Source organism: Arsukibacterium sp. UBA5043 (assembly GCA_002415085.1).
Classification (GTDB): domain Bacteria; phylum Pseudomonadota; class Gammaproteobacteria; order Enterobacterales; family Alteromonadaceae; genus Alishewanella.
The window spans coordinates 269,900-294,688 of sequence record DIBV01000017.1 but is presented as its reverse complement, the minus strand read 5'-3'; the positions used below and the strand labels follow the sequence as shown (position 1 = coordinate 294,688).

General features: G+C 45.6%; 20 protein-coding genes. 6 read left to right on the top strand and 14 right to left on the bottom strand.

What is annotated here, in order from left to right; translation table 11 throughout:
• Window positions 1–2: 2 nt before the first annotated feature.
• Window positions 3–1,268 carry a tetratricopeptide repeat protein gene (locus B2Q61_RS15245; RefSeq protein WP_290617299.1) on the top strand — a complete coding sequence of 422 codons (1,266 nt, stop codon included), beginning with the start codon at window positions 3–5 and terminating at the stop codon, window positions 1,266–1,268.
• Between the two features lie 100 nt (window positions 1,269–1,368).
• On the opposite strand, the gene prsR is transcribed toward B2Q61_RS15245, so the two are convergent.
• From prsR to B2Q61_RS15230, 3 genes are read right to left on the bottom strand one after another with little or no spacing between them, the layout of a single operon-like run.
• On the bottom strand, window positions 1,369–2,727 hold the full coding sequence (gene prsR / locus B2Q61_RS15240) for a PEP-CTERM-box response regulator transcription factor (protein WP_290617297.1): 1,359 nt from the start codon (window positions 2,725–2,727) through the stop codon (window positions 1,369–1,371).
• Between the two features lies 1 nt (window position 2,728).
• Entirely contained in the window at window positions 2,729–4,801 is a 2,073-nt protein-coding gene (gene prsK, locus B2Q61_RS15235; RefSeq protein WP_290617295.1) for an XrtA/PEP-CTERM system histidine kinase PrsK, read from the bottom strand.
• A 14-nt stretch (window positions 4,802–4,815) separates the two neighbouring features.
• A complete protein-coding gene (locus B2Q61_RS15230) occupies window positions 4,816–5,568 on the bottom strand; it encodes a S1 family peptidase (protein WP_290617293.1) in 753 nt (250 codons plus the stop codon).
• 140 nt (window positions 5,569–5,708) lie between these two features.
• On the opposite strand from B2Q61_RS15230, the gene B2Q61_RS15225 reads away from it, so the two are divergent.
• From B2Q61_RS15225 to B2Q61_RS15215, 3 genes are all read left to right on the top strand, one after another.
• Window positions 5,709–6,536: a patatin-like phospholipase family protein gene (locus tag B2Q61_RS15225; RefSeq protein WP_290617291.1), complete on the top strand. Its 828-nt coding sequence runs from the start codon at window positions 5,709–5,711 to the stop codon at window positions 6,534–6,536.
• A gap of 169 nt (window positions 6,537–6,705) precedes the next feature.
• Window positions 6,706–7,572 (top strand): PEP-CTERM/exosortase system-associated acyltransferase, encoded by an 867-nt coding sequence (locus B2Q61_RS15220; RefSeq protein WP_290617289.1) that lies wholly within the window; start codon window positions 6,706–6,708, stop codon window positions 7,570–7,572.
• Window positions 7,569–9,275, top strand: a complete 1,707-nt coding sequence (locus B2Q61_RS15215; RefSeq protein ID WP_290617287.1) for an FAD-binding oxidoreductase — start codon at window positions 7,569–7,571, stop codon at window positions 9,273–9,275. Before B2Q61_RS15220 ends, B2Q61_RS15215 begins: the two co-directional genes overlap by 4 nt.
• Window positions 9,276–9,313: 38 nt before the next feature.
• Here B2Q61_RS15215 and B2Q61_RS15210 read toward each other — a convergent pair whose 3' ends face one another.
• The 4 genes from B2Q61_RS15210 to B2Q61_RS15195 all read right to left on the bottom strand — a co-directional run bounded on the left by B2Q61_RS15210 (window position 9,314) and on the right by B2Q61_RS15195 (window position 14,852).
• Window positions 9,314–10,114 (bottom strand): THxN family PEP-CTERM protein, encoded by an 801-nt coding sequence (locus B2Q61_RS15210; RefSeq protein ID WP_290617285.1) that lies wholly within the window; start codon window positions 10,112–10,114, stop codon window positions 9,314–9,316.
• 324 nt (window positions 10,115–10,438) lie between these two features.
• Window positions 10,439–13,198 (bottom strand): XrtA/PEP-CTERM system TPR-repeat protein PrsT, encoded by a 2,760-nt coding sequence (gene prsT, locus B2Q61_RS15205; RefSeq protein ID WP_290617283.1) that lies wholly within the window; start codon window positions 13,196–13,198, stop codon window positions 10,439–10,441.
• Window positions 13,199–13,310: 112 nt separating this feature from the next.
• Window positions 13,311–14,555: a UDP-N-acetyl-D-mannosamine dehydrogenase gene (gene wecC / locus B2Q61_RS15200; RefSeq protein ID WP_290617281.1), complete on the bottom strand. Its 1,245-nt coding sequence runs from the start codon at window positions 14,553–14,555 to the stop codon at window positions 13,311–13,313.
• 54 nt (window positions 14,556–14,609) lie between these two features.
• Entirely contained in the window at window positions 14,610–14,852 is a 243-nt protein-coding gene (locus B2Q61_RS15195; protein ID WP_290617279.1) for an acyl carrier protein, read from the bottom strand.
• 162 nt (window positions 14,853–15,014) lie between these two features.
• On the opposite strand from B2Q61_RS15195, the gene B2Q61_RS15190 reads away from it, so the two are divergent.
• Both B2Q61_RS15190 and B2Q61_RS15185 read left to right on the top strand, forming a co-directional pair.
• A complete protein-coding gene (locus B2Q61_RS15190; protein ID WP_290617277.1) occupies window positions 15,015–16,634 on the top strand; it encodes an acyl-CoA ligase (AMP-forming), exosortase A system-associated in 1,620 nt (539 codons plus the stop codon).
• A complete protein-coding gene (locus B2Q61_RS15185; RefSeq protein ID WP_290617275.1) occupies window positions 16,631–17,914 on the top strand; it encodes a pyridoxal-dependent decarboxylase, exosortase A system-associated in 1,284 nt (427 codons plus the stop codon). Before B2Q61_RS15190 ends, B2Q61_RS15185 begins: the two co-directional genes overlap by 4 nt.
• A 3-nt stretch (window positions 17,915–17,917) precedes the next feature.
• Here the strand turns inward: B2Q61_RS15185 and B2Q61_RS15180 are convergent, their stop codons facing one another.
• From B2Q61_RS15180 to B2Q61_RS15150, 7 genes are all read right to left on the bottom strand, one after another.
• Complete coding sequence (locus tag B2Q61_RS15180) at window positions 17,918–18,793, bottom strand: hydrolase 1, exosortase A system-associated (RefSeq protein WP_290617273.1); 876 nt, start codon at window positions 18,791–18,793, stop codon at window positions 17,918–17,920.
• Complete coding sequence (locus tag B2Q61_RS15175) at window positions 18,786–19,607, bottom strand: glycosyl transferase (protein WP_290617271.1); 822 nt, start codon at window positions 19,605–19,607, stop codon at window positions 18,786–18,788. Before B2Q61_RS15175 ends, B2Q61_RS15180 begins: the two co-directional genes overlap by 8 nt.
• Complete coding sequence (locus B2Q61_RS15170; RefSeq protein WP_290617269.1) at window positions 19,600–20,301, bottom strand: hypothetical protein; 702 nt, start codon at window positions 20,299–20,301, stop codon at window positions 19,600–19,602. The genes B2Q61_RS15175 and B2Q61_RS15170 overlap by 8 nt, the downstream gene beginning before the upstream one ends.
• Window positions 20,302–20,311: 10 nt before the next feature.
• Window positions 20,312–21,253 (bottom strand): polysaccharide deacetylase family protein, encoded by a 942-nt coding sequence (locus tag B2Q61_RS15165; RefSeq protein ID WP_290617267.1) that lies wholly within the window; start codon window positions 21,251–21,253, stop codon window positions 20,312–20,314.
• Entirely contained in the window at window positions 21,246–22,976 is a 1,731-nt protein-coding gene (locus B2Q61_RS15160) for an asparagine synthetase B family protein (protein ID WP_290617265.1), read from the bottom strand. Before B2Q61_RS15160 ends, B2Q61_RS15165 begins: the two co-directional genes overlap by 8 nt.
• A gap of 64 nt (window positions 22,977–23,040) precedes the next feature.
• Window positions 23,041–24,036 carry a hypothetical protein gene (locus B2Q61_RS15155; RefSeq protein ID WP_290617263.1) on the bottom strand — a complete coding sequence of 332 codons (996 nt, stop codon included), beginning with the start codon at window positions 24,034–24,036 and terminating at the stop codon, window positions 23,041–23,043.
• 13 nt (window positions 24,037–24,049) lie between these two features.
• The gene (locus B2Q61_RS15150) at window positions 24,050–24,751 is read right to left on the bottom strand and encodes a tetratricopeptide repeat protein (RefSeq protein ID WP_290617261.1); all 702 of its coding nucleotides are present in this window, start codon (window positions 24,749–24,751) and stop codon (window positions 24,050–24,052) included.
• Window positions 24,752–24,789: the final 38 nt, after the last annotated feature.

Genomic DNA, 24,789 nt, shown 5'->3' with positions numbered 1-24,789 from the left:
CTATGAACAAATTAACGTTATTAACTTCCAGTTTAGTGTTAGCTGCGAGCTTCAGCATATTTACACTTCCGGTATCGGCGCAGGATTTAAGCGCTGCAGACCGGGAGCGTATTGAAGAGCGTAAAAACGCTAAAACCCAGTTACCCGGCGAACGGGTTGGGCGGACAATTACCAAAGCGCTGGAGCTTTACAACGAAGAAAAGCTGGATGAAGCAATAGCAGTGTTGCTGGATGCTGATCCAAGCGGTGAATTCGATAAAGCATTTCTTAATCGTTTTTTAGGAAACATCTACGCGTTTAAAGACATACCTCAAGCGATAAAGTATCTCGATTTGGCAGTAAAACCAGATGTTCTGGGTTTTAGTGACCAGTCAGCTGCGCTGAAATTACTTGCTGATTTACAAATTCAGGAAAGTAAATTTAAAGTGGCAATTGACAGTTATCGTCGCTGGATGCGTTTTACCGGTGAAAATAATCCAGATGTCTATTTCCGCATCGCGCAGGCTTATTATCAATTAGGTGATTTTCAGCAAGCTCTTCCGGCAGCGGATAATGCAATACGCTTCTCTGAAGAGCCGAATAAGAACCACTATTTAATGAAAATGGGTTCTTATTACGAGCTGAAACGTTACCCGGAGACGGTTGCTACCGTAGAAACGATGGTGCAGTTGTTTCCTGAGGAAAAAACGTACTGGGTTTATCTGGGTAACTTTTATACCCTGGTTGAAGACTACGGCAAATCGCTAAGTGCATTTCAGTTAGCGCACATGCAAGGATATCTTGAAAAAGAGTCTGAGTTTAAGGCGCTAGGCCAGATGTATGCGAATAATAATATTCCTTACAAAGCGGCCTCTGTTTATGAGAAGTACGTTAAGAGTGGTAAGATCAAGAAAGATAAGACCATGTTAGCGGCTATTGCTTCAAATTATCAGGCAGCCCGTGAGTATGACAAAGCAGCTGAGTATTATGGTGAGCTGGCAAAACTGACTAACGAGGCAGATGCCTATCGTCGGCAGGGCATGGCATTGATGTCTGTGCAGCGCTATCCAGAAGCTATTACGGCGTTTAACGCTGCATTAAGCAGAAACGTGGATAGCGAAGGTAGTGTTCATCTGAACATTCTGGAAGCGTATTTCTATCAGGGTAAACTGAAAGAAGCTTACGCGGCGCTACAGGATGCGAAAAAAGATCCTTCAACCTCACGTCAGGTGCGTAGTTGGGATTCTTATATCAAAGATCGTGCTAAAACTAAAGGTATCAGCCTTTAATACTGGCACTTGTAAAAAAGCCCGCATTTTGCGGGCTTTTTTGTATCTCTGCACCAGGCTTAGTGCATTCAGGTTAAATGCAATATTAATCAAGTGTGGTTTAATGCTCGTGATCAGAATTTTTTAAGTCGTGTAATCGGTATTTATCGATCAGGGCATACAATGTAGGTCGGGTAATACCAAGTAAATCTGCTGTTTTAGATAAATTAGTGTTGGCTACAGCGTAGGCATGGCGAACCGCCTGTGTTTCAGCTTGCTCTCTGACTTTTCTCAACGTATCAACTTTATCGTGATGGTTGGTATTAAGGCCAAGATCAGGTGCATCAATCAGTTTATTATCAGTAAGAATGACTGCAGACTTAAGCTTGTTTTGTAACTCGCGGATATTACCAGGCCAGCCGTGATGTAACATGGCCTGAATGGCATTGTCGGTAAAGCCATTAACTTGCGAGCGGTATTCCTGATTAAATTTATGCAACAATGCTTTGGCGATAATAATAATGTCGTGGCCCCGGTCTCGAAGTGGTGGGATAGTCAGCGTGATTTCGCTGATCCGGTAATACAAGTCTTCCCGAAACGTCTGTGCGGCGACCATCTCTGCCAGATTACGGTGGGTTGCGCAAATTACCCGCACATCGGCTTCAATTTCCTGGCGACCACCAATGCGTTCAATAACCCGTTCTTGTAGAAACCGTAGCATTTTCGCTTGTAAACTTAATGGCATATCGCCAATTTCATCCAACAGTAAGGTGCCACCATTGGCGCATTCAATTTTTCCTAACGTGGTTTTATTGGCTCCGGTAAAGGCACCTTTTTCATAGCCAAAAAGCTCACTTTCCAACAGGTTTTCCGGAATTGAAGCACAGTTTATTGCGACAAAAGGTTTTTTGGCTCGTTCGCTTTGTTTGTGAATGGCCCGGGCGAACACTTCTTTACCGGTGCCACTCTCGCCAAGCAATAAAGTGGTAATTTCAGTGGGTGCTATTTTTTCGACAGTCCGGCATGCTTTAATCATAGCCTCGCTATTACCGATAATGTCTAACTGTGAGCTATCACTGGCTTTTAAGGCACGGTTTTCCTGTTCCAGCTCGGTAAGCTTAAAAGCGCGCTGGATAATGATATTTAAAACATCTGCATCAATCGGTTTCTGGTAATAATCGTATGCTCCCAGCGCGACGGCTTTAAGAGCATGTTCGTTGTCGGTATTACCGGTAAGAACAATCACCTTGCAGTCTGGCTGAATAGCCAGAATCTCAGCCAGACAGGCCAGACCCTCTGAAGCATTGGCAGGATCGGGCGGTAAACCTAAATCAAGGGTGACAACAGCGGGTTCGTAGCGTCGTAACTGGGTTAAAGCATTTGCTTTATCATCCGCAAATACTATCTCGTAATCACTCAGGCTCCATTTTAGTTGCTTCTGAATACCAATATCGTCTTCGACGACCAGTACAGTTTTCATATCACATTCCTTGTATGATTTTTTCTGGATGCTCAGCTAAACTTACCGCAGAGTTTAACGGTAATAGCAGCATAAACGTAGTGCCCTGGCCAGGCTTGCTACTGACAGTTAGCTGGCCACCTTGTTGCTCTACAAAACTCAAAGCGTCATGAGCGCCTATGCCCATTCCGGCGTTACCTTTGGTTGAATCAAACGCCTTAAATAACCTGTTCCGGATAAAAGATTCCGTCATTCCACAACCAGTATCAACAATAGATAATTGCAGTTGGTCGCAAACTTCTTTTACCGATACCGTCACTGTACCCTGCAAATCAGTGGCATGTTGGGCATTATCGATAAGATGAAACAACACACTGCTAAAGCGATCTTTATCGATATAAACCGTGCAATCCTGTTCTATAAATAGGGTAGGGACGGGTTTTCTTATTGCGCAGCGATTGTCAATCACATCTTGTACCAACCTGCCTACGGAGACAAGGGTATTAGTTTGCTGGTCGGCTCTCTTGTTTGTCAGTTGGCTTAACATATTTTGCAAGCGTTGCTGCATCGCAGCCAGGGTGCTGAAACTGTCATCTACAAACTCCGGGTTATTCCGGTGTTTTGCAGCATTTTTCAGAATAAGATCGATTTGCGCTTTAACGTTTTTTAAATCATGCACCACAAAAGCTGACATTCTGCTAAAGGCAATAAACTGGGCATTTTCACTTAAAGTCTGACTGGCTTGCATTAGCAGTAGCTGACTGGATATTTGCTCAGAGACCAAGGTCAGAAAGTCTCTTAATTCCCAATTTAAGCTGAGTTTATTGACGGCAGGCGCATTCATCACGCATACGCCCCATAATGAACCTTTGGTTTGAATGGGAATAATAAGTTGAATATCCAGAACTTTATCTGCAATGGCGTTCTGGACAAAGGGATCACTTTTATCGGTTAAATCAACCAGCCAGTTGCGATTACTGAAATTGTGTCGGTAGGCAGCAAGCAGCTGCTGCTCATCGCTGTTTAATTCAGGCCGTTGTTGCAGTGCCAGGGTAACCATGTCATTGCCCTTAAAACGGATAATAGCGCCCCTGCTGTAGCTAACGCTATTTAGCCATGCCTGTAATAAACTTTTATAATGGTCTTCCGGGCCGGTTATATCTATTTTCTGCAAAGATCGGGTCAGCAGCAGCCATTTTTCCCGGTAATCAAACTTATTGGCAAAAAAATGCTTTTCGATAAATACCTTTAGCTTTCTTCTGAGCGTTCCTGACAACATTAAAAATATCAGAGTGGCTATGCCCAGGATAACAAACGTGGCCTGAATTAAATTTGACCAATTACCACCAAAATACCGAATGTAAAAGCCGGTAATGGCCAACAGGCAAAGATATACGCCGGCCCCCAATACCAGCGAGCTTTGCAGCACGATATCCCGTGAAATGTAAACGTTGATGCCCCAGGCCTTAATTCGCCGCACCGCAATGATCATAAACGGCAGCATGGCCGCATAGACAAAACCGCGGGCGAACCAGATTTGATCATCAATCCGGCCAAACAGGGCCGATTCTGCCAGCAGGGCAAAATCGTACAAGGTAGTAATAGTCAGGGCCAGAACCAGTGGTTTATATTGCCATTTTGCCTCACCTGAGCGTCGGTATAAAGCTTCCAGCAGTGCGAGCTGCAAAATACATATTGCCAGGTTACCGGTGAATACATTGCTGGCACTTAGCAGCGAACTGCCTGAAATGGCACTCCAGCAGATAAAGAGAATAAGTAAACCAAACACACGAGGCTGACGAATAAACTGACTGAAGCTATTGTTTGCCTTGCTAAGCGCTGCAAGCAGAAACAACAACAGCATGACATTTTTGGTATTTTCAATGATATGCGAGCTAAGCGAAGTGAAAGGCAGCGCCGAAGTCCAACTATAAAACACCGCCCAGCAAAAACTGGTAAACGATAATGCTAGCAACAGGTACTTAGGCAGGTTACTGACCTTAGTGGTTAGTAACAAACCGAAAAAAAATAAATAAGCGACGGCCGCCAGGACAAACCCTGCTTTGTCTAAACCGAAGCTTAAAATATTATCCATAAACGCAAGCCTGTTTAGTTTGACTGCTGCATAAGGTTAAGCAAATGCTGGCTGGGAATAGCGTAACTGATACCACTTGGATCGCTAAGCACCGCCTCACGGCTGGTTTTAATGTACACCTGATTAATAATACCGATAACTTCGCCGTTGTCAGGCCGGTACAACGGGCTGCCACTGTTACCGGGATATGCAACGGCGTCCAGCTGATAAACCAGATAGGGTTTGTCCAGTTGCTTGAGCATGGAGAGCTTTAAATCACGGGCACTCTCAACCGGAATAGCGATAGGGGTCTGTGCAGCAACAATACCAGTATGTGTTGCTGGATATAAGCCCAGAACCTGGGTAATCGGAAAGCCGGTAAAGGCGATCGAAGTACCTTCGGCAACTAAAGAGGTCTTACTTACTGCTAAGGCTGGCAGTTGCTCATTAATGCTTAACAGCGCTAAATCATAGGCAGGGGCATGCGATTGTTGGGTTATCTGATGAACTTTAAACACGGTGCCATGGCCTGACAGCACAACGTATTGTTCAAGCTTGCTTTCATCCAGTGGATTAGCAATTACGTGATAGTTGGTCACTATTCTGTTACCAGGGCTTACCACAAACCCACTGCCAATCAGCCGTATTCGGGGAGAGCCTGTCGGATTAGAGATGCCAATAGCGACAACAGATGGTTTGACTTTTTTAAGAGTATCAACAAGTTCAGTTGCATGAGTTGGTAGAATAAAAAACAGGCACAAGACAAAAAAACAAATATGCTTAACCATAGCAATAGTACTTTCCCTTTCCATAGTGAACATGATCATACTAGCGTATTTGTATACAAATTGCTCTAGCAAGCGCTGGAAACTTATCGATATTAACCCATACTGAGTTATTAATTATAATTAACCAGGTAAGGTTGCTGATGCCTAAGGAAATAGTACCCATATTATCCGGAGGCGGCACCCGCCTATCTTGTTATATTGGTATTTTAAAAGCATTACAGCACCAAGGGCTTACTTTCCATCATATTGTCGGTGTGTCAGGCGGTAGTATTGTCGCTGCATTGTTAGCCGCCGGCTGGAACTTACAGCAAATGCATGAATTGGCGCTACAAACCGACTTTCGGCAGTTTCGTGGTTTGTCTATTACAAAATTGGTGCGGCTGGGCGGGTTAAGTGATGGAAACGCTTTTGAATCCTGGCTTGATAAAATACTTGAAGGTAAGCGCTTTATCGATTTGCAGTTAGATTTACACGTGCTGGCAACCGATATTCAGGGTGGTGGGCCGGTAATATTTAACCGGCAACTTACCCCTGAGTTAAAGGTTTCTCAGGCCATTCGCTTTTCGATGTCGATACCGTTATTTTTTTCTTTTAAACGCTTTAAACATCATGTGATGACCGACGGCGTGATTTTGTCGGAAGATGCATTACATCGGGACTGGTCGGGGCAGGGCTTGCCTCTGGTCTGTTTCCGTTTAAAAAGTGAGGCCAGTACTAAACCCATTGTTGCCAGTCGCTACTTTCCGGTGCTTTCATATATTTATATGTTAATTCAAACCTTTATGAACGCGATATCACGGGAGTATGTTCATGCAGAATATTGGCACAACACCATTGTCGTCAATACCGGTGTTATTTCATCTGTAAATTTTGATATGACACTGCAGCAAAAACAGTGGCTTTATGACATCGGTTATCAAACCGCAAATGATATCGTTCCGGTAAAACTGGCTGAGTTATTTGCATAACTTGGCAATTGAGTCTTGAATTAACCAATTAAGTGGTAATCTGAAAACAGAATAATCTGAGATGATCATCTACACTTGACCAATACAGGATTCAGCGATGATGACTGTAATTTCTGATCTGGCAAATATTGCAGCGGCGCGATTATGATAAATTGCTTACGAGGGGTCTATGAGACGGCTTAAATCTCTGGCAGATAAACCCATTATTGGTGGTATGGTTAAAAAAGCAATGGCCGGTCTGGCCAGCAACGATGCTAAAACCATTTCGGCCCATTTTTCCAAATATTTGCGGCCACAAATTGCAAACACCGAAGCACTTCGTCATGAAGTTTATCGGCTGCGGCATCAGGTATATTGTGAAGAGCTGCATTTTGAAGATATTAAAGAAGGCTATGAGGAGTTCGACGAGTTTGACGACCGTTCAATTCATTGCTTTATCAGGCACCTTAATTCTGATGCCCTGGCAGGCACGGTCCGCTTAATCACTTCCGCTAAAGACGATGAGCCGTTACCAATTGAAAAGTTCTGTGCCCATGCCATTGAAGATGAAGAGTTTGCTCCCTGGAATTTCCCGCGGGAAAGTGTCTGTGAAATCTCCCGGCTGGCTGTGCCTGAAAACTTTCGTAAGCGGGCAATAGATCATTTTAAAGGAGCCGCAACCGGTGCATTTAACGAGAAAGTTTACTCGGAAAGTGAGTTACGTTGTTTTCCCTATATTGCGGTGTGTTTATATATGTCGGCGGCGGCAATGGGTTTTCATTCAAATCGATTTCATGGCTATGTGATGATGGAACCGCGGTTGGCCCGCAGTCTGAGTTTTATTGGCATTAATTTTAAACAACTTGGTAAGCCCATTGAATACCATGGTAAAAGAGCGGCTTACTATATTAATTCAGATATGTTCAGAACCAGCATTTCCTCTGGTTTTACCCGACTGCTGCATTCAATTGAGCGGGATTTATTTGAACAGGGCCAGGGCGATGGTGATAACCGTTTTGGCATTAATTTCACTGGAAAACTTGGGGTTAATTATTGAACTCCACCACTGATCAATCCGTTGTTGCCGCCATTGCCAGTTTATTGCAACAAACACTAAGTACTGATAGCCAGGTGTTATCGTCAGAGGCCGACTTAGCTGTTTATAAACGCAATTGTGAGGGCAGCCTGACTAGCCCGGGATGTGCAGTAAAAATAGGAAATAAACAGGATATTGTTAAGGTACTGACCCTGGCTGGTGATCATAAAAATACCGGGATACCGTTTTCTGTCCATCCTATCAGTACTGGCCGCAACTGGGGTTATGCTTCTGCCCGGGCCAATGATGCTAATGCTGTCATTCTTGATTTGTCGAAGTTAAATCGTATTACATGTGATGATAAAACATTGGGTATATTTACGGTCGAGCCTGGCGTCACCCAACAAGACCTACGTGATTATCTGGATTTACATCAGCTTAAGTATATGGTGCCGGTTACCGGTGCGGGGCCGGGATGCAGTATTCTGGGTAATGCCCTGGAGCGGGGTTACGGCATTACACCCTATACTGATCATTTTGCCGCGGTTAACAGCATCAGGGGCTTTTTAGCCGACGGCACCGCCATTCGCTCTGCAGTAGCTGAGCTTGATGAAAGTACTGATGATTTTATCGATAAAACATATAAGTATGGGTTAGGCCCTTATCTGGACGGTTTATGGACCCAAAGCAATCTGGCTGTGGTAACCGAGATAAGCCTGCGCTTAAAAGCCGACCCCGAGGCATTCAGCGCCTTTTATCTGCAGTTTGCCAGTGAGCATGAGTTTGAACAGGCGCAGCAAATCGTATTTACCATTTTGCAGAAACTGGAAGGGGTTGTCGGTTCGGTCAATATCATGGATCAGCGGCGGGTCACCGCGATGATGGCGCCTAACCCTAACGGACCCGCAGCACACAAGGTGATGACCGATCAACAGCTGGCCAGGCTTGCCAAAGATTATGATATTCCAGCCTGGACCATTGCCGGAACTTTATATGGCCAGAAATCGGTAGTTAAGGCCGCCAGAGCAGAGATTAAACGCTTTGCGGCGGGTCACTGTAGCAAAAAGATCTTCTCTGATAGCGGGTTAATCAAACTCGGCCGGCTGCTAATGCAGTTGCTACCCGATACCATACTAAGCAAGCAACGAAAAATGCTCGGTTCGCTCGATGGCGGCATTGAAATAATGCGCGGCTTTCCTAATCAGGTAGCGTTGCCAGTGGCATATTGGCGTAATCCTGGTTGTCAGCCGCTAAAAAGCCGGGCGTTAAACCCGGCGGTAGATGGCTGTGGTTTGCTGTGGTATGCGCCGTTGGTACCGATGAAAAGTGACGCAATGCGGTGTTTTATCAGCCATGTCAGGGCAGTCTGTCCCAAATATGGTATTGAACCGATGATCACCTTTACCAGCTTAAAGCACGATACCGTAGACAGCACTATCCCCATTGTATTTAACCTGGCTGATAGCAATGCGGTTGCACAAGCACAGGCTTGTCTTGACGAGTTAGTCAGCGAAGGCTTAAAACAGGGTTGGGTACCATACCGGCTTAACCTGGCACAACAAGCCAGCTTGCTCAAAGCAGACCAGCCATTCTGGCAAATAAGTAACAAGATTAAGCAGGCATTAGATCCGGATAATATTATCAGCCCCGGCCGTTATCAGCCCACTGGCTGCTCCTCTGCACCTGATGTAAACCCGGTTTCCGGGGCCAATCATCAGACATAAAAAAACCTCCGAATGGAGGTTTTCAAGTTAATAGTCAATTATTTTTTAATTTGACGACGACGTCCAAATACGCTTAAACCCAACAGGCCTAAACCAAATAAACCTAATGTTGCCGGCTCAGGTATTGCAGCAGTAATAATGAAGCCAAAGTTTGCAGGTGTAATCGCATTTTCTCTGGTTGTAAAACCGAAACAACCGTTGGCAACACCTGCGGTAGCGCATGTTCTATCAGGTAGCAGACGTAAATTACCTGTTAATTCAACGATATTTACGAAATAATTGACCCCTTCATAATTGAAAGACGAATTTAGTGCACCTATCTGAAGAATAAAAATATCGTCGCAAAATGAACTGCTTGGAAAGGTACAGGCTAAAAAGTTATTTGTTTCAATAAAATCGATTGTAAAGTCGGTCATTAATGCCGGTAATGCCGGGCCTACCGGATTAACAGGCGTTAAGTTTAATGTTGTCCGCAGATTGGCATCTGTTAACGTATCAAAACTACTGGAAAGTGTATTATTGAAATGGGTAATTGTGTTAGTTGATTCAGGCGTTAAATCATTGGTAAAAACATTACCTGTAACAGTTGAATCTGTGATTTCTAATGCACTGCGTGAATCAGCAGCTCGCTGACCAAGCATGGTATGGTCACCGCTCGCACTACCCCAGCTAATTAGCGAATTATTTTGGATGGCATTGGCATCTGCACCACCGTTAGTGAACGTAGCTGATGTCCATTCTGTTGTTACTGTATATGCCCACTCAATCACTGCTGCTTGTGTAACAGGGGCAATTAATAAAGCTGTACCTGCCAGCATACCCTTACATAATTTGTTCATATACATCTCCTTAATCGAACAATAGGGCGAACTACTTTTAGCATTCGCATTTTAAGGGTACATTGCACTTTTTAAGCCAAGTTTTATCTTGTTGTTTTAATTGATAATTTTAGTATCTTCCACTAGGTCGTGTAAATTATTCTGACATTGTCTGTAAAGGAGGGATGTTTATCAGGTGTTGTAACAAAAATATTACAATCAAGGCAAGCTTGCGAAGCAACAGTCTTAATGTCTGAAATACAATGTAATTATGAGAAAGAAACCGGGATTAGCCGGCTTCTTGCTACCACGAGTCAGTATTGCTAATACGGTTTAGTAAGGCTATTAATGTAGCTTCTGTTGTAATTCCTTGGCCCGGTCAAGATGCTTTACATTGTCGGTTTTAACGGCTGCCAGTACTTTACCCGCTTGTTCTTGCTCACCATTATTAATCAATGCCTGGGCCAGATTCAGCTGTACCTCAGCATGACCCGGTCTAATTGCCAATGATTGCTCAAACTGAGCTTTTGCTTTGGCGGGTTCACCCTGCTCGAGTAATACTCTGCCATAGGTATCTAACACATCCGGATGACGATCATTAAGTTTTAACGCTTGTTCGGCATAGGTTCTGGCATCGGTAATTTTACCCACTTCCAATAACACCCAGGCATAATTATTCAGGGCAATAATACTATCAGGTGACTGCTGAACAATTTCACCATATTCGGCAACAGCCTTATTGACATCATCTTCGATCAGCAAATTAGCGTAAAACGCTTGTAATTCAGTGCTGTTTTTACCATGTTTAGTAAAGTGCTCTTCAAGAAAACTAACGGCCCTGCGATATGAAATATCTTTCGCATAGGCGTCGGCAATTGCAATAGCGGTAGCGGGGCTCGGGGTTATGCTGTATGACTTATTAAGGGTTTCCAGGCCCGGACTGATTTGCTTATTCAGTATTTGGATCCGGCCTTTGTGGTACAGCATTTCAGCACTGTTTGCGAGCTCTTGCGGCAACAGTTCGAAGGTTGCCAGGGCACCTCTCTGATCGCCATTTTCTGACTGCGCCGCAATCTTGGTGCGCAGTAAGATGGGTTCCTTTGGATGGGCTTTCAGCTGTTTGTCCAGCACCAGTATAGCGTCGTTAAAACGCCGGTCGTTGGCCAGTAAATTAGCGTAGGCTAAACCCGCCCTGATGTTTTTGTCGTCGCTGTTAAACCAACGCTCTGCCAGCGCAAGTGCTTTGTCAGCCTGGTTTGTTCTGACATACGCATTCACCAATAAATTATAAAAAGCCGGGGTAAATTGTTGTTGGGTATCGCTAATGGGTTTCAGAATAGTGATTACATCAGCAAAATTATTACGACTTTGATACAGATTAGCCAGTAACATTCTGATTTGATTATTATCAGGGTGGGCTTTGTGCGAGCGCTCCACCAAATCAACAGCCTCTTGCGGGGTACCTTGTTGTTGCATTGAAGTAAAATAGGCAATCAGCGCAGGTACGTAATCAGAGCGTAAATCAATTGCCTGCTTTAACAAGGCGTCACTTTTGGCGATATCATTTTCGTCACGGGCAACGGCTGCCATCATATATAAGGTAAACACATTATCACTGTCAGCTTTTTGCGCTTCTGCCAGCATTAACTTGCCGTTTTCAATATCTTGCTGCAGCAAATAAGTCAGGGCTTTCAGGTTATAGCCGGCATTGCGGGTTTCTTCGGTTTTCAACCATTCGTCAGCCAGCTCTGCCGCTTTGTCAAATTGCTTTTGTCTGATGTAACTGCCGGCCAACACTAAGCGGGTATCATGTAAACCCGGATCCATCATTAGTGCCTGCTCAAGGTTTTTAATGCCTTCTGCATTGCGATTAGGCAAACCCAGTTTCAGGCTGCCTAAGGTACTGAGTGACTGGCCGTCCTGCGGTACCACCATGTTTTCGTAGCGGCTGATAATTTCAGCAGCCATACTTTGATCACCCTGGCTAATTAGCTGAAATGCTGTACCGGCAACTAACGACAAATCCTGTTCGGTAAAGTCAGCATTACTCAGGCTACTGGCTGCATCGGCGGTTTCCCCGGCCCGAAGCTGCAGCAATGTGTATAAGCGCTGAGCTGGCGGGAAAGTGTGCAAACTATTCTTAACCGTACTAAGGTGGCTAAGTGCCTGCGCTTCAAGGCCAAGCTGATGGCTTACTATGCCCGCCAGAATACGGCTTGGCGTATTGCTGAAACGGGCATTTATCGCTTTGTCGATATGCTCTTTTGCTTTGGTATAGTCTTGTTTCTGATATTCAATCGTCGCTTTAAGATAATTGCTCAGGCCATGTTCTGGCGCTAACTGTAGTATATAAGCCAGTTGCTCATCTGCTTCGGCAAATTGCTGTTGTTGGACATAAGTTTGCGCCAATATCAATCGTACGCGCAACGCTCGTGGCACTTGCGCGATATACTGTTGCAGGTTGGCGATGGCATTGTCAGTTTGTTTATCAAGTAATTGCAGTTGCGCGGTTAATAACAGCGCCTCTTTGGCAATTAAACTGTCTTTATTAACTTGCTGCACTGCATTAAGGGCATCAGTTATGTTGCGGGCGTTCAGCAGTAACGCTGCCTCAGCATAGGCTGCTAAATCAGGGTATTCACTATTAATCAGCTCATCAAATATAGCTATCGCGTTAGCGGTGGCTCCCAGCTCAACTTCAGCCATGGCGCGGTAAAACTTCAGGTAATGCTCGGTTTTCGGGCTAAGGCCTTCGGTGTCGTTAAACAGACTTAGGACATTTTGATGGTTTTCTGCCAGATAACTGGTCTGAATCACTTCTACTGCGACAGTTTCCGGGTCAGCACCGTTGCGCAAAGCACGTTCAAATTCTTTCTCTGCAGACACCATATCGCCGGTTTTCAGGTAAACCCGGGCTAATAATAATCGGTAATCGATATTGTCCGGCGCCTGTGAAATGGCAGATTTCAGTTCAATAACTGCGGCATTGTATTGATTGTTCTGGCTGTACGTTAAGGCGTCCTGATAGTGCTCTGCAGCATCCTTGCCGCTGCAGCCGCTAAGTAGGGCTAACAAAATCACGGCGCTTATTGAGATTTTTTTCATGTTACTACACTCCCTTGTGGTGACAGACGTGGTGACAAATTTAGTAACAAACGTGCTGCCAGATTAAGTGACAAACAGGTTTGCAGGCCAGCCAGATAAAATCTGGCTCTGTTCAGCCAAAAATACCCCGGGTATCAATAACAACTTTTGTTGTTACATCGGCGGGCTGTAAACTTTTAAACTGTTTATGATCTACCAGCACCACTAAAATATTAGCCTTTTCCAGCGCCTGATTCAGTGTGGTCAATTCAGCATTATAATTAGCCAGTTTAGCAGGTAGTTTTTTAATATTGGGCTCTACTAATAAAATTTCTCCAATATTGTCTTGCAACAATTGCTTGGCAATATCCAGTGCCGGGCTTTCGCGTAAATCGTCAATATCAGCTTTAAAAGCCAACCCTAAGCAGGCTATAACCGGTTTTTTAAACTGGTCTGCAGCCTGGCGAATCTTTTCGACAATATACAACGGCTTGTTATCATTGATCTCCCGGGCCTTTCGAATAATCTGCGCTTGTTCAGGGGCTGAGTCAACAATAAACCAGGGGTCAACGGCAATGCAGTGGCCACCCACTCCGGGGCCCGGGCTTAAAATGTTAACCCGTGGATGTCGGTTAGCCAGTTTAATAAGTTCCCAGACATTAATTTTTAACGTATCGCAAATAATGGAAAGCTCATTGGCAAAAGCAATATTAACGTCCCGGAAGGCATTTTCGGTTAATTTAGCCATTTCGGCGGTGCGGGCGGTTGTGCGCAGGCATTCACCACGGACAAACAGTTGATACAACTCTATCGCGCGCTCGGCGCAGCGGGGAGTAATACCACCAATAATCCGGTCATTACTTACCAGCTCTTGTAACACGCGACCAGGTAATACACGCTCCGGGCAGTGTGCAACAAATAAGTCTGCTTGTTCACCGTCGGTATGAGGCAATTTTAAATCGGGGCGCATCTCTGCCAGCCACTCGGAAATTTGCTCAGTGGTACCAACCGGAGAGGTCGACTCCAGGACAATTAAATTGCCTTTGGCCAGCACCGGGGCAATAGTTTGCAGTGCTGCTTTAATGTAACTTAAATCCGGGCTTTTGTTTTCATTGAATGGGGTAGGTACGGCGATCATAAAAGCATCGGCAGGTTCCGGGCTTAAAGATGCTTTTAACTTGCCGGTAGTTACAGCAGCCTGTACCAGCATATCTAAGTCTGGTTCAACAATATGGACTTTACCCTGATTAATGGTGTTAACGGCATGCTCCGACACATCGACACCCAGTACTTCAACACCGCGGGATGCAATAACGGCCGCAGTAGGCAAACCGATATAACCCAATCCAATAACAGATACCCGGCTAAATGGTGACATAATCAATCCTGTATTCAATGCTATATTAATTGTTTTGTTGATAGCGGAGATGGCTCAGGCTGCTTGCTTCTGCGATACAAAAGCACTCAAACGGCCAAAGGTTTCAAATATTTCAGCGGATATTTCATCGTCATCAAATTCGATGCCCAGCTGATCTTCAAGCTCAGTAATCACGGCAATAATTGCCATCGAATCAAACTCAGGTATAGCACCTAACAGGGCGGTATCGGCGGTGAAATCTTTCTCTATCTGTAGTACAGTGCGCAAAATATCGGCGAGTAGTTGTTGATTGGGCATGTAATGCGTCCTTTTTTGTAACGATATCCTGTAAGAGATTACACTCAGCTTGCGATTTGCAAGCTAAAATGAGAAGTAACCTCAATTTTTTATCGGTTTCTGCTTCAAACTGTTTTATTATTGCACACAAAGGGATGAAAAGTGAAAGGTCCAGAGGAAAGGATGATTAAAAATCTATATCAACTGTTACAACATGCACAACAGGCATTTCCCGAACATACTGCGCTGCACTTTAAAGATAAAAGCTTAAGTTACCCTGAACTGTATCAGCAGGTTAATGCTGTTGCTGCTAACTTATACCAGCTTGGCGTTAAGCGCTTTGATCGGGTAGCGGTGTACTTACCCAAGCAATTCGAAACGATTTTCAGTATCTGGGGGGCGAACGCCTGTGGCGGAGTGTTTGTGCCGGTCAATCCGGCACTAAAACCAGAGCAGGTGCAACATATTCTGCAGGATTGCAACGTCAGGGTACTGGTAACCAGCAAAGATCGGCTAGCCGGCTTAGCTGAGGTGCTGGCCGACTGCCCCGATTTGCATACCATTTTATTAACGGACGACGATAGTACCAAGCCGCCAGCCGCGCACTTAACGGTAAAACCGTTATTGCCTGCTATCAGCCAGGCGGGGCCTGATTTTTTACCCGCGCTAACGGGTGCGGTAACTGACAGTGACATGGCCGCGATTTTGTACACCTCAGGCAGCACCGGCAAACCAAAAGGTGTGGTGCTATCGCAACGCAATATGCTGGTGGGCGCCAGCAGTGTCGCGAGTTATCTGCAAAATACCGCCGATGATGTCATTCTGGCATTATTGCCCCTTAGCTTTGATTACGGCTTAAGCCAGTTAACCACCGCTTTTACCGTTGGCGCCAGCGTGTTGTTACTGGATTTTTTTCTGGTGCAGGATGTGGTGCGGGCAGTGGCCCGCCATAAGGTCACCGGTATTGCCGCCGTGCCACCATTATGGGCGCAACTGGCCAAAGCGAAATGGTCTGAAGACAGCGCAGCGAGTGTACGCTATTTAACCAATTCGGGTGGCGCGATGCCCCAACCTTTGCTTAATCAGCTGCAACGTATCTTCAGCAATGCCGAGCCTTATCTGATGTACGGTTTAACTGAAGCGTTCCGCTCAACATATCTGCCGCCAGCCGATTTAGCGCGCAAACCGGGTTCGATGGGCAAAGCCATTCCTAACGCTGAAATAGTAGTCGTTCGTGAAGATGGCAGCTTATGCGGCCCTAATGAGCCAGGCGAATTGGTGCATCGTGGCCCTCTGGTTAGTCTGGGCTATTGGAATGCTCCGGAGAAAACCGCTGAGCGCTTTAAATTCGATCCAATGATTCCATCTGGCATTCAGCTGCAAAGCCCGGCCGTATGGTCTGGCGATACCGTCAAGACCGATGAAGAAGGGTATCTGTATTTTGTTGGCCGGCGCGATGAAATGATTAAAACGTCCGGTTACCGGGTAAGTCCAACTGAAATAGAGGAAGCCGTGTACCGGCTGGACCCAGCATTAGTTGATGTCGCAGCAATAGGCGTTTACGATGGCGTTGATCAAGCTATTTTAGTGATAGTAGCAACTTCGGGGTCAGATCCAGATGTTAAAAGCTGGCAAACCCAGTTAAAACGTAGTTTACCCAACTTTATGCAACCTAAAGAAATTATTGTGCTTGCTAGCTTGCCAAAAAATGCCAATGGCAAAATTGACCGCAAATCGCTTGCCAGCCAGTATCAGGATTACTTTCTAGATAGTAATAACAGCATGACAGGATCGTCAACATGAGCAGTACCAACGCGAACAATACCAGCACTAACTATACCGGTACCAATAATAATAGTGCGCCACAGCATGAGCAGATGAACCAGTTCAGGGCAGAGCAGGGCCAATTGCTTGCCGCCGGTTTTACCATGTCTGAAATAAATCAGCTGTTAAATCAGCCGGCATTTTATGTGTACGATCGCAACATTATTAATCAACAGGTCGCCAGTTTTCGCCGCCATATTCCGTCACGGATAAAACTGCATTATGCCGTTAAAGCTAACCCATACTGGCCGGTGGTCGAGCATTTAAAGCCGTTAGTCGATGGTTTTGATGTCGCCTCACAAAAAGAAATGCTGCTGGCAATACAAAGCGGCATGCCGGTAGCGGATATCAGTTTTGCCGGCCCGGGTAAGGGCGATGCCGAACTGTTATCTGCCATTATTGCCGGCGTTACGCTTAATGTTGAATCGCTTGGTGAGCTTAAGCGTATTTGTACGCTGGCGGCACAAACCAGCAAAACCCCACAAGTGGCCCTGCGGGTAAATCCGGCGTTTGAACTGAAAGCCTCAGGCATGAAAATGGCCGGTGGTGCCAAGCCCTTTGGTATTGATGAAGAACAAGTACTTGAACTGTTAGCAGACATTGCCGATATGCCGGTTAAATTACGTGGTTTTCACATCTTTTGCGGCTCACAAAACTTAAAAGCAGAAGCATTAATTGAAGCGCACCAACAAACGTTTGCTCTGGCCGCGAAACTGGTAATGGCCTGCCCATACCGACCCGACACTATTAACCTCGGCGGTGGTTTTGGCATCCCTTATTTTGCCGGCGAGCGGCGGCTTGACTTAGCGCCGGTAGGTGGTTCGCTCAACGGTTTACTTAGCCAGTATGACGCTGAATTGGCCGATATTGAGCTGGTTATTGAGCTTGGGCGATACCTGGTGGCTGAGGCAGGTTTATACGCCTGTCAGGTAGTCGATAAAAAGCACTCTCGTGGAACCACTTATCTGGTGTGTAACGGCGGCTTGCATCACCACTTAGCCAACTCAGGTAATTTTGGCCAGGTTATTCGTAAAAACTATCCGGTAGCAATAGCCAACCGCTTTAGCCAGAGTGAGACTGAGCTGGTTACCATTGTTGGGCCACTTTGCACCCCGCTGGATATTCTAGCGGACCGGATGAACTTACCCAAAGCTGAGGTGGGTGACTGGGTAGTGGTGTATCAGTCAGGTGCTTACGGGCCCACCGCCAGTCCACAGGATTTTTTAGGCCATCCGAATGTGGCCGAGATTTTACTTTAGCGCTTAACGGCCAGATTTTATCTGCCGGACAAAATTAATGGTCTGTTGCTCTACTTCAGCGCGCCAAAGCGCATTGGCAAAAGTATGGTTGGCTGCAGCGATATGATGATGCTGTGCGCGTGCTAAACACGGCTGCCAGGCAGTGCTATCAGCACATAGATCTAAAAATTCCTGCGCTGTATGGTCATTGCCACTGGTGATCACCAGGGTTTTGCCACTAAAAGCTTGCCAACCTAAGAGCATATGCTGCACATAGTTATCTGCTGTGGTCTGTTGCTGGCTGGGTTGTTGCGCGCCGGCATTTTTTTTGGGCTTACTACTTTTGCTGGCTTTATAAGTTTGCAGCAAATCTTTAATGCTTTGCCAGGGCTTCAGGCCGCCGCCCAATAACTTTTGCCAGAATGCTTTCGAGCTTAAGCGTTGCCAGTAATAATGTTTCAGCATCACCTGAGCATGGCTATGTTGTTGCCGCACCCAGGGATTCAACAATACCAAACCAGCCACTCTGTTATCAGGTTGCTGATAGTGATAAAGCAGCGCGGCACTGGCTGCATCGCATAAACCCCAGATAACAACCTGACGGATTACCGGGTTTTGTTCGGTAAGGGTGTCTATCGCTTGTTTAATCGTCTGCTGATTGGCGTAAAAAGGTTGAAGCTCGCCTTCGCTGTCGCCCATACCACTAAAGTCTAAGCGCAGGCTACTGATCCCGGCCTTGGCTAATGTCCGGCTTAATTTAACAAACTGGCGGTGGCTACCTACCCGGTACTGTGGTCCTCCAACCAAAATTAGTATGGCAGTACTGGCATCACCGGGGCTGTAAATGCCAGATAAAGTTGTTCCCGAACATTCAAATTGTAGCGTTTGTTCGTTAAACATCTTGCTGCACCAGTTGTTGGACACTGGCATTGAGCAGGGTATCAGCGCTGGCAAGTTCTGTGGTGTTCCAGAAGGGCGCTTCGGCAACCATCTTAAAATTAACTGGACAGCTTTGTTGTAACTGGCTTAGATATTTCTGCACATTTGCGCCGGGCGTTGTCATTTGTGATACCTCAAACCAGCTTATTAGAGGATTAATTCCGGTTAGGCCGCCGGGCAGCGTGAAATCCCCCTCATATGTGCTGGCATAAAAAGTCGGAGATATAGGGTAGCCAGCAATTTCTATTACCTCACCGTCTACCAGTTGTTGCTCTAGTTCTTTTTGGCTGAGCTTTTCGCCAAGTGCCATCTGTTCGGCTATTTTCACCCGGAAGAACTGCTGCCAGAACTTTTTAAGTTCAAAAATGGGGTGCCAGAACATTACATGCTTAACCGGCAGCGCTAAGTTTGATTGGTTCAGTAAATCCAGTAGTTGTATTGCGCCAAATCTGATGGCTAAAAAACTCAGCTGCCGGTAACCATCAGCTGCAAGTTGCTCTACCAAGAGCGTCAAATCGGCTTGCCACAGCGCGAGGCTGGCCTCACTTAGATCACCTTCACTGTCACCGGTACCAAAATGATCCATCAATATGCAGCTGTATCCAAGCGCTGTCGCCTGGCGCATAAACTGGCTAATAATATGACGCGATTTATTCATTTCATCAGCAAAGGGCGGCAAGATAACTAGTGCTTTCGCGTTGCCACCATCAGACTGAACTACGAAATTATGGCCGCGAGTCATCGGTCTGAAATCTGTGGTAACGGATTTATTCATTGTTGATGTTATCACTGATATATAACGCCGGGAATTCAGCCTGGTTAGTACTCAGCCTGAAGAACGGCCGGAAATGGCGACTGAACATGAGTTGCACGCTCCCAATATTAATAAAATAAACCGTTCCGAATACTGCGCTTCCCAGTCGCTTATGAGATTGCAGCGAACTAATATTGTAGTAATTTATTCTACTGTAAACGTAACGAATATTGCGGCTTGTCATCAGTTGATTAGCGCTATCCCAAAGCTTGGCAAACACGTATGAGAAACGAAATTTAGGCATAACAAACACGTCATAGTCCCATGCTGCATGACCATTGGGCTGCAAAATATAACGACAGCGTACTTCATCTTCCTGATATTGATCGAAATTAAGCCACAAATTGCCGGCTAACTGCCCTTTTTTAAATGCCGCAAAACAATGTCCGCCATTGGCGTAACGTTGTTTTAAAGTGCTGGCTGGCCGGTCCATCGACGCAAGCGCAGGATCATCGCTGTTCAACTGTTTAATCTCAATGTCCAGTGCTTTCGTGGCCGGGACACTGGCAATCGCACTCACGGGCTGACGGGTAATATAGTACTTATGAAGTAGCAGTCGTTTAAAGGTCAGTTTCGTTAAGGCTTGATCAATACAATACAGCAGGGTGTCAACCGCCCCCAATTCTTGATATGTCTGTTTTATTTTTGCCAGCATCAAAGATTACCTAAAGTGGTTGTGACTGGCGCATATTTGCAATCAAGCGGGCATGAAACTTCAGCGCTGTTCTGTCCCATGGCGTAAAGCGTCTTAGTTTGTGCGGCGAGCTTGCCATGCCGGACACTCCCCAGTCAGTTGCCACCGCCGTACTGAAACCAACTTGCTGGACAATGTTCACTGCTGTGTCGTCAAAATCCCGATCGAAAACGCCGTTAGGATACGCAAAATGGTTAACAGGTTGCCCAACCCACTGTTCCAGTTGTTGCTTACTTTGCACTATCTCTGTTTGTTGCTCAGCCACAGGCAATACTTTTAAAATTGGATGGTTGATTGTATGAGCACCAATAGTAACGCCGGTATCAGCTAATTGCTTGATCTGCAGCGGTGTCATCATTAATGATGTTTGCTCCGAGACGTTATTCTCCTGATAAAACTGTTCAACTTCTGCTAACCGTGGTCCGACAGGCAGATACTTCAGTTTCATCAACCATTGCTGAGCTAATTGCCGTCGTTGCGGCCAATCTGCCAGCTTAATCAGCTTTCCCTGCAAACTGATCTGCTGCCGATCTTTATCTGCAAACAGATGCATTACCCGATCATTCCACATATTCGTGCCCTGGCTAAATCCAGTTGCAATATAAACCGTAGCGGGAATCTTATATTTGGCCAAAATAGGCTGGGCGACCGTTAAATTATTCAGATAGCCATCATCAAAGGTCACACACACGGCGTTGGCCGGCAGGGTATTGTGCTGCAGGTGGTGCAAGGCGTCATCCAGTGACAAGGGGGTAAAGTAACGTCGCAGCAGGCGCATATGCCAGTCGAACACTTCTGCCGTAGGCTCACTGGGCCGCATTGGGTCATGCTCGGCCAGCACCTGGTGATAGATAAGAATACTCAGTTTATTGCGGCTAAGCAGTTTACCGGCCAGTTGAAGTAATTTATGCATCGGCAGTAGTCTCATGCTCTTCAGCTTGCAGCCACAGTTCCAATACCACTAATATCCAGATTAACTCACCATAGTAACTGGCATGGCTGTTGGTATGCGCTTCTATTGCTGCATCAATTAAGCTGGCTTTAACAATGTTGCGTTGCCGAAATGCATTCAGGGCCGTTAGTGCCAGCGCTTTCAGCTCCGCATTGTCTGTTAACCACACCCCAAAAGGCAGGCCGAAACCATGCTTTTCTTTGCTAAGGGTTTCATCGGCCAAAAAGCCTTTACAGACTTTTTTATAAAAATCACGGAGTTTCTGGCCGGGTAGTTTGGTACTGGCTGCAACCTTACAGCTGAAATCGACCAATGATTTATCCAGCAAGGGGTAACGAACTTCAACCCCTGCCAGCTCACACATCTTAGTCACTTTTACCAGATCGTTATCGGCCAGCGTGAACTTCCAGTCCAGAAACAGCATTTTATCAACAGGGTCATCACTGCGGCATTGCTCGTAACGCTGCTTCAGTAATTGTTCTGGCCTTGCTTTATCTATGTCTGCCAGAAATGATTCAGTAAAAATCGCCGTGCTGCCAAACTGATTAATAAAGTTATAGTTCTGCAGCCGCATTGGTAATCTTTCATCAGCCTGACGAATATAACTTGCTACTTTCTTAAAGCCGGGCACCTTTGCCAGCGGTGTTTTTACAAATAAGGTTCTGGCAAGTGACTGCAAGAATTCGGGGCTATTGGCAAACACCTCAAACACTTTCTGCTTAGCGTAGCGACTATTTCCCGCGAACAGTTCATCACCGCCATCGCCAGCCAGCAGCACATCGCGACCATCGTCCTTGGCAAAACGGGCGCAAAAATAAGCCGCCATTGCCGAGGAGTTGCCGAACGGCTCATCAAAGTACTGCGCCACTTTTACAAAGGCGTCAGCTGCTTGCTCAGGCGTTAAATAATGTACCTGATGGCGGGTATTAAAATGCTTTGCTGTTATTAATGCATACTCTGTTTCGTCATAGCCTTTTGCCTTAAAACCAATAGAGTAGGTATAAGCTGGCTGCTGATGTCTGGCAAGCATGCCGGCAACAGTAGAGCTATCGAGGCCACCACTTAAAAAGGCGCCACAATCTGGTGCTACATTGTGTTGTACTGCCTGTTCTAATTCGGATAAGCATTCTTGTTGCAACTTGTTGGCTGTTGCCGCACTTGCTTTAAAATCCGGGCTATATAAAAGCGTTGCGGGGGTAATGCTGGTTGCAGTTACTGCAATAAGGTTGGCTGGCTCTAGTTTATATACCTGCTGATAAATGGTATCGGGCGCTGGAATACAGTGAAAATACACATAGTGATAAATGGCCTGATTATTCAGCGCACAAGTTACCCCCAGCTGTTTTAACGGTTTCAGGCCATGGCTGATATAAAGCACTTGTTGCTGTAAAGCGTAAAAGCAGCTCTGTACGCCCATAATGTCATTTACCAGCAAAACCGGTTTACCGCTTTGAACTATCACAAGGTAAAAGTCGCCGGCTAACTGTTGATATAGCGCAGCAAAATCAGATGTTTCGTTCAATAACTGCAGTAATTTGCCGGCAGTAGCAGGCTGTTGTTGCCAGCGGGCCCGGCCAAACAGTGCGACAGCAAAATTATTGCTCTTGGCAACGTCCAGCTTAGGGTGGGCGGCGATACGAACTTCCGGGCAACCAGTAACGGCTATTACAACGTGAGTGTCCATGGCTGTTGTCCTGCAATCCTTTTGCTGAAAATGAATATATGGCTATGGTAGTGCATCAGGCCAATTACACAAAGTTATAGGGCAAAATGCCATAAATGGCATCTAACATACCTGCCGGTATGGCATAGGTGTTAATGACTTTCTTTTTACTGATGTCATAGGCAACCACTAATGCTTCGTTGCCATCCATATACTTAAAATTACCCTGGCTCAGAAATTTTAATTTTGACATCAGCTTGGTTTTTCTGAGCTTTGAATAACCGATATAAAAAATATCGCCGTCGACCAATAAACCGCGACACCAGCCCAATGGTCGGTTACGTTCGTTAGCAAACGGGTCATGTTTATCAATAACCTGACGGGTTTTCGGGTCAACAATAACCAGATAACCATCAACTCGGGTAAATACCAGTTTATCGTGCCACCAGATGCCATCGTGTACACTCATTGCATCCTGATGAGCAACATCAATTCTGTCCGCAACATTGTCAAGACATACCGCATCATCATGAGTGCACCTTGTTGCCCAGAGTTTGTTGTCCATTTTGAAAACATAATTTGGGTGACTGTCATGCGGTCGGGTTGAATGAACCAGCCGGTAATCGGTGTCAGGGTTAAATCTGTGCCACGGGTCTTTACCTTCAGTATTAATAATGCGCTTAATATCACCGGTATCGGGGCAAAGAATAACAACATTATCAATACCGGTAGAGGTTACTACCAGCTCGTTGTCAATCAAATGTACTGAGTGAATATTGTGAAAGCACGGGTGAGAAAAGCATTTTAACTGCTTAAGCTCTGGCAGTTGGTACTGATAAACCTCAGTGTCGGTGGGCAGCCATAATGTATCGCCATCTAAACAAGCCGCTGTAAACTGCTGGTTTGGGTCTTCTGTCGGGTAGTTGTTGCCACCATCCGCCTTGCTTAGCAAGGTGCTAAACTGGCCGCTGGTTAAATCCAGTTTTAATAATCCGGCGTTACCATAGTACTTGCCTTCACCCAATTCAAAACCATTGGCGCGCAGACAGCCACCGGTAATTAACAATCCTTTATGCGACATCACGCTTCCCTTGTTATTTTTGTTCTAAAGTAGCAAGTTTATTCTTTAAGCCCATCAACGGATAACCCGCGTCGTAGGCAATAGTTGCATGCTTTCGGGCAGCTTCTGTATTATTTAACTCAACATACACCAGACCTAAATTGTAGTGTGCTTCGACATAGTCTGGCGCAATAGCTACCGCTCGTTCCAAAATCTGCTGTGCAGCATTGAAGCGCTTATTCCGGAACTGATGAATTGCCCAAACTAACAAGGTTTCGGGGTTGTTAGGGAAAACTTCATTTGCTCTTAGAAATAAGCAATCTGCAGAATGCGAAAGCATTGCGCTAGCCTGTTTTTTACGGAACAACTCAGAGTGTTGTAGTTGATATGCATAACGAGAATAAGCATCTAACGCAGATGGATGATTTGGAATAGAATTTAATACAAACAGAATATCACCCGGCATCGCTCCGCTGAGACCTTTAACGAGATTACGAACATCATCATTAAAATGGTATTTTTCCACTAAATGGAGCAATCCCCCGCGGAAAGTACCGGTAGATTCACGTGTTTCTGGATGGTAATAATCAAAGGGCTTTCCACGCTTCCACTCCATTTCAAAGCAGCTTCGGTCTATTGTAATACTGCCAGCCAAATTCTCTGCGATTGCCGGTTTGCTGAGTATGCTGAAAGCAACTAATAATATCCCTAATGCTTTTTCGGGCAGAAAATCCATGTCTTGCCTCCTATCCGGTTAGTTTTGCACCAATAAAA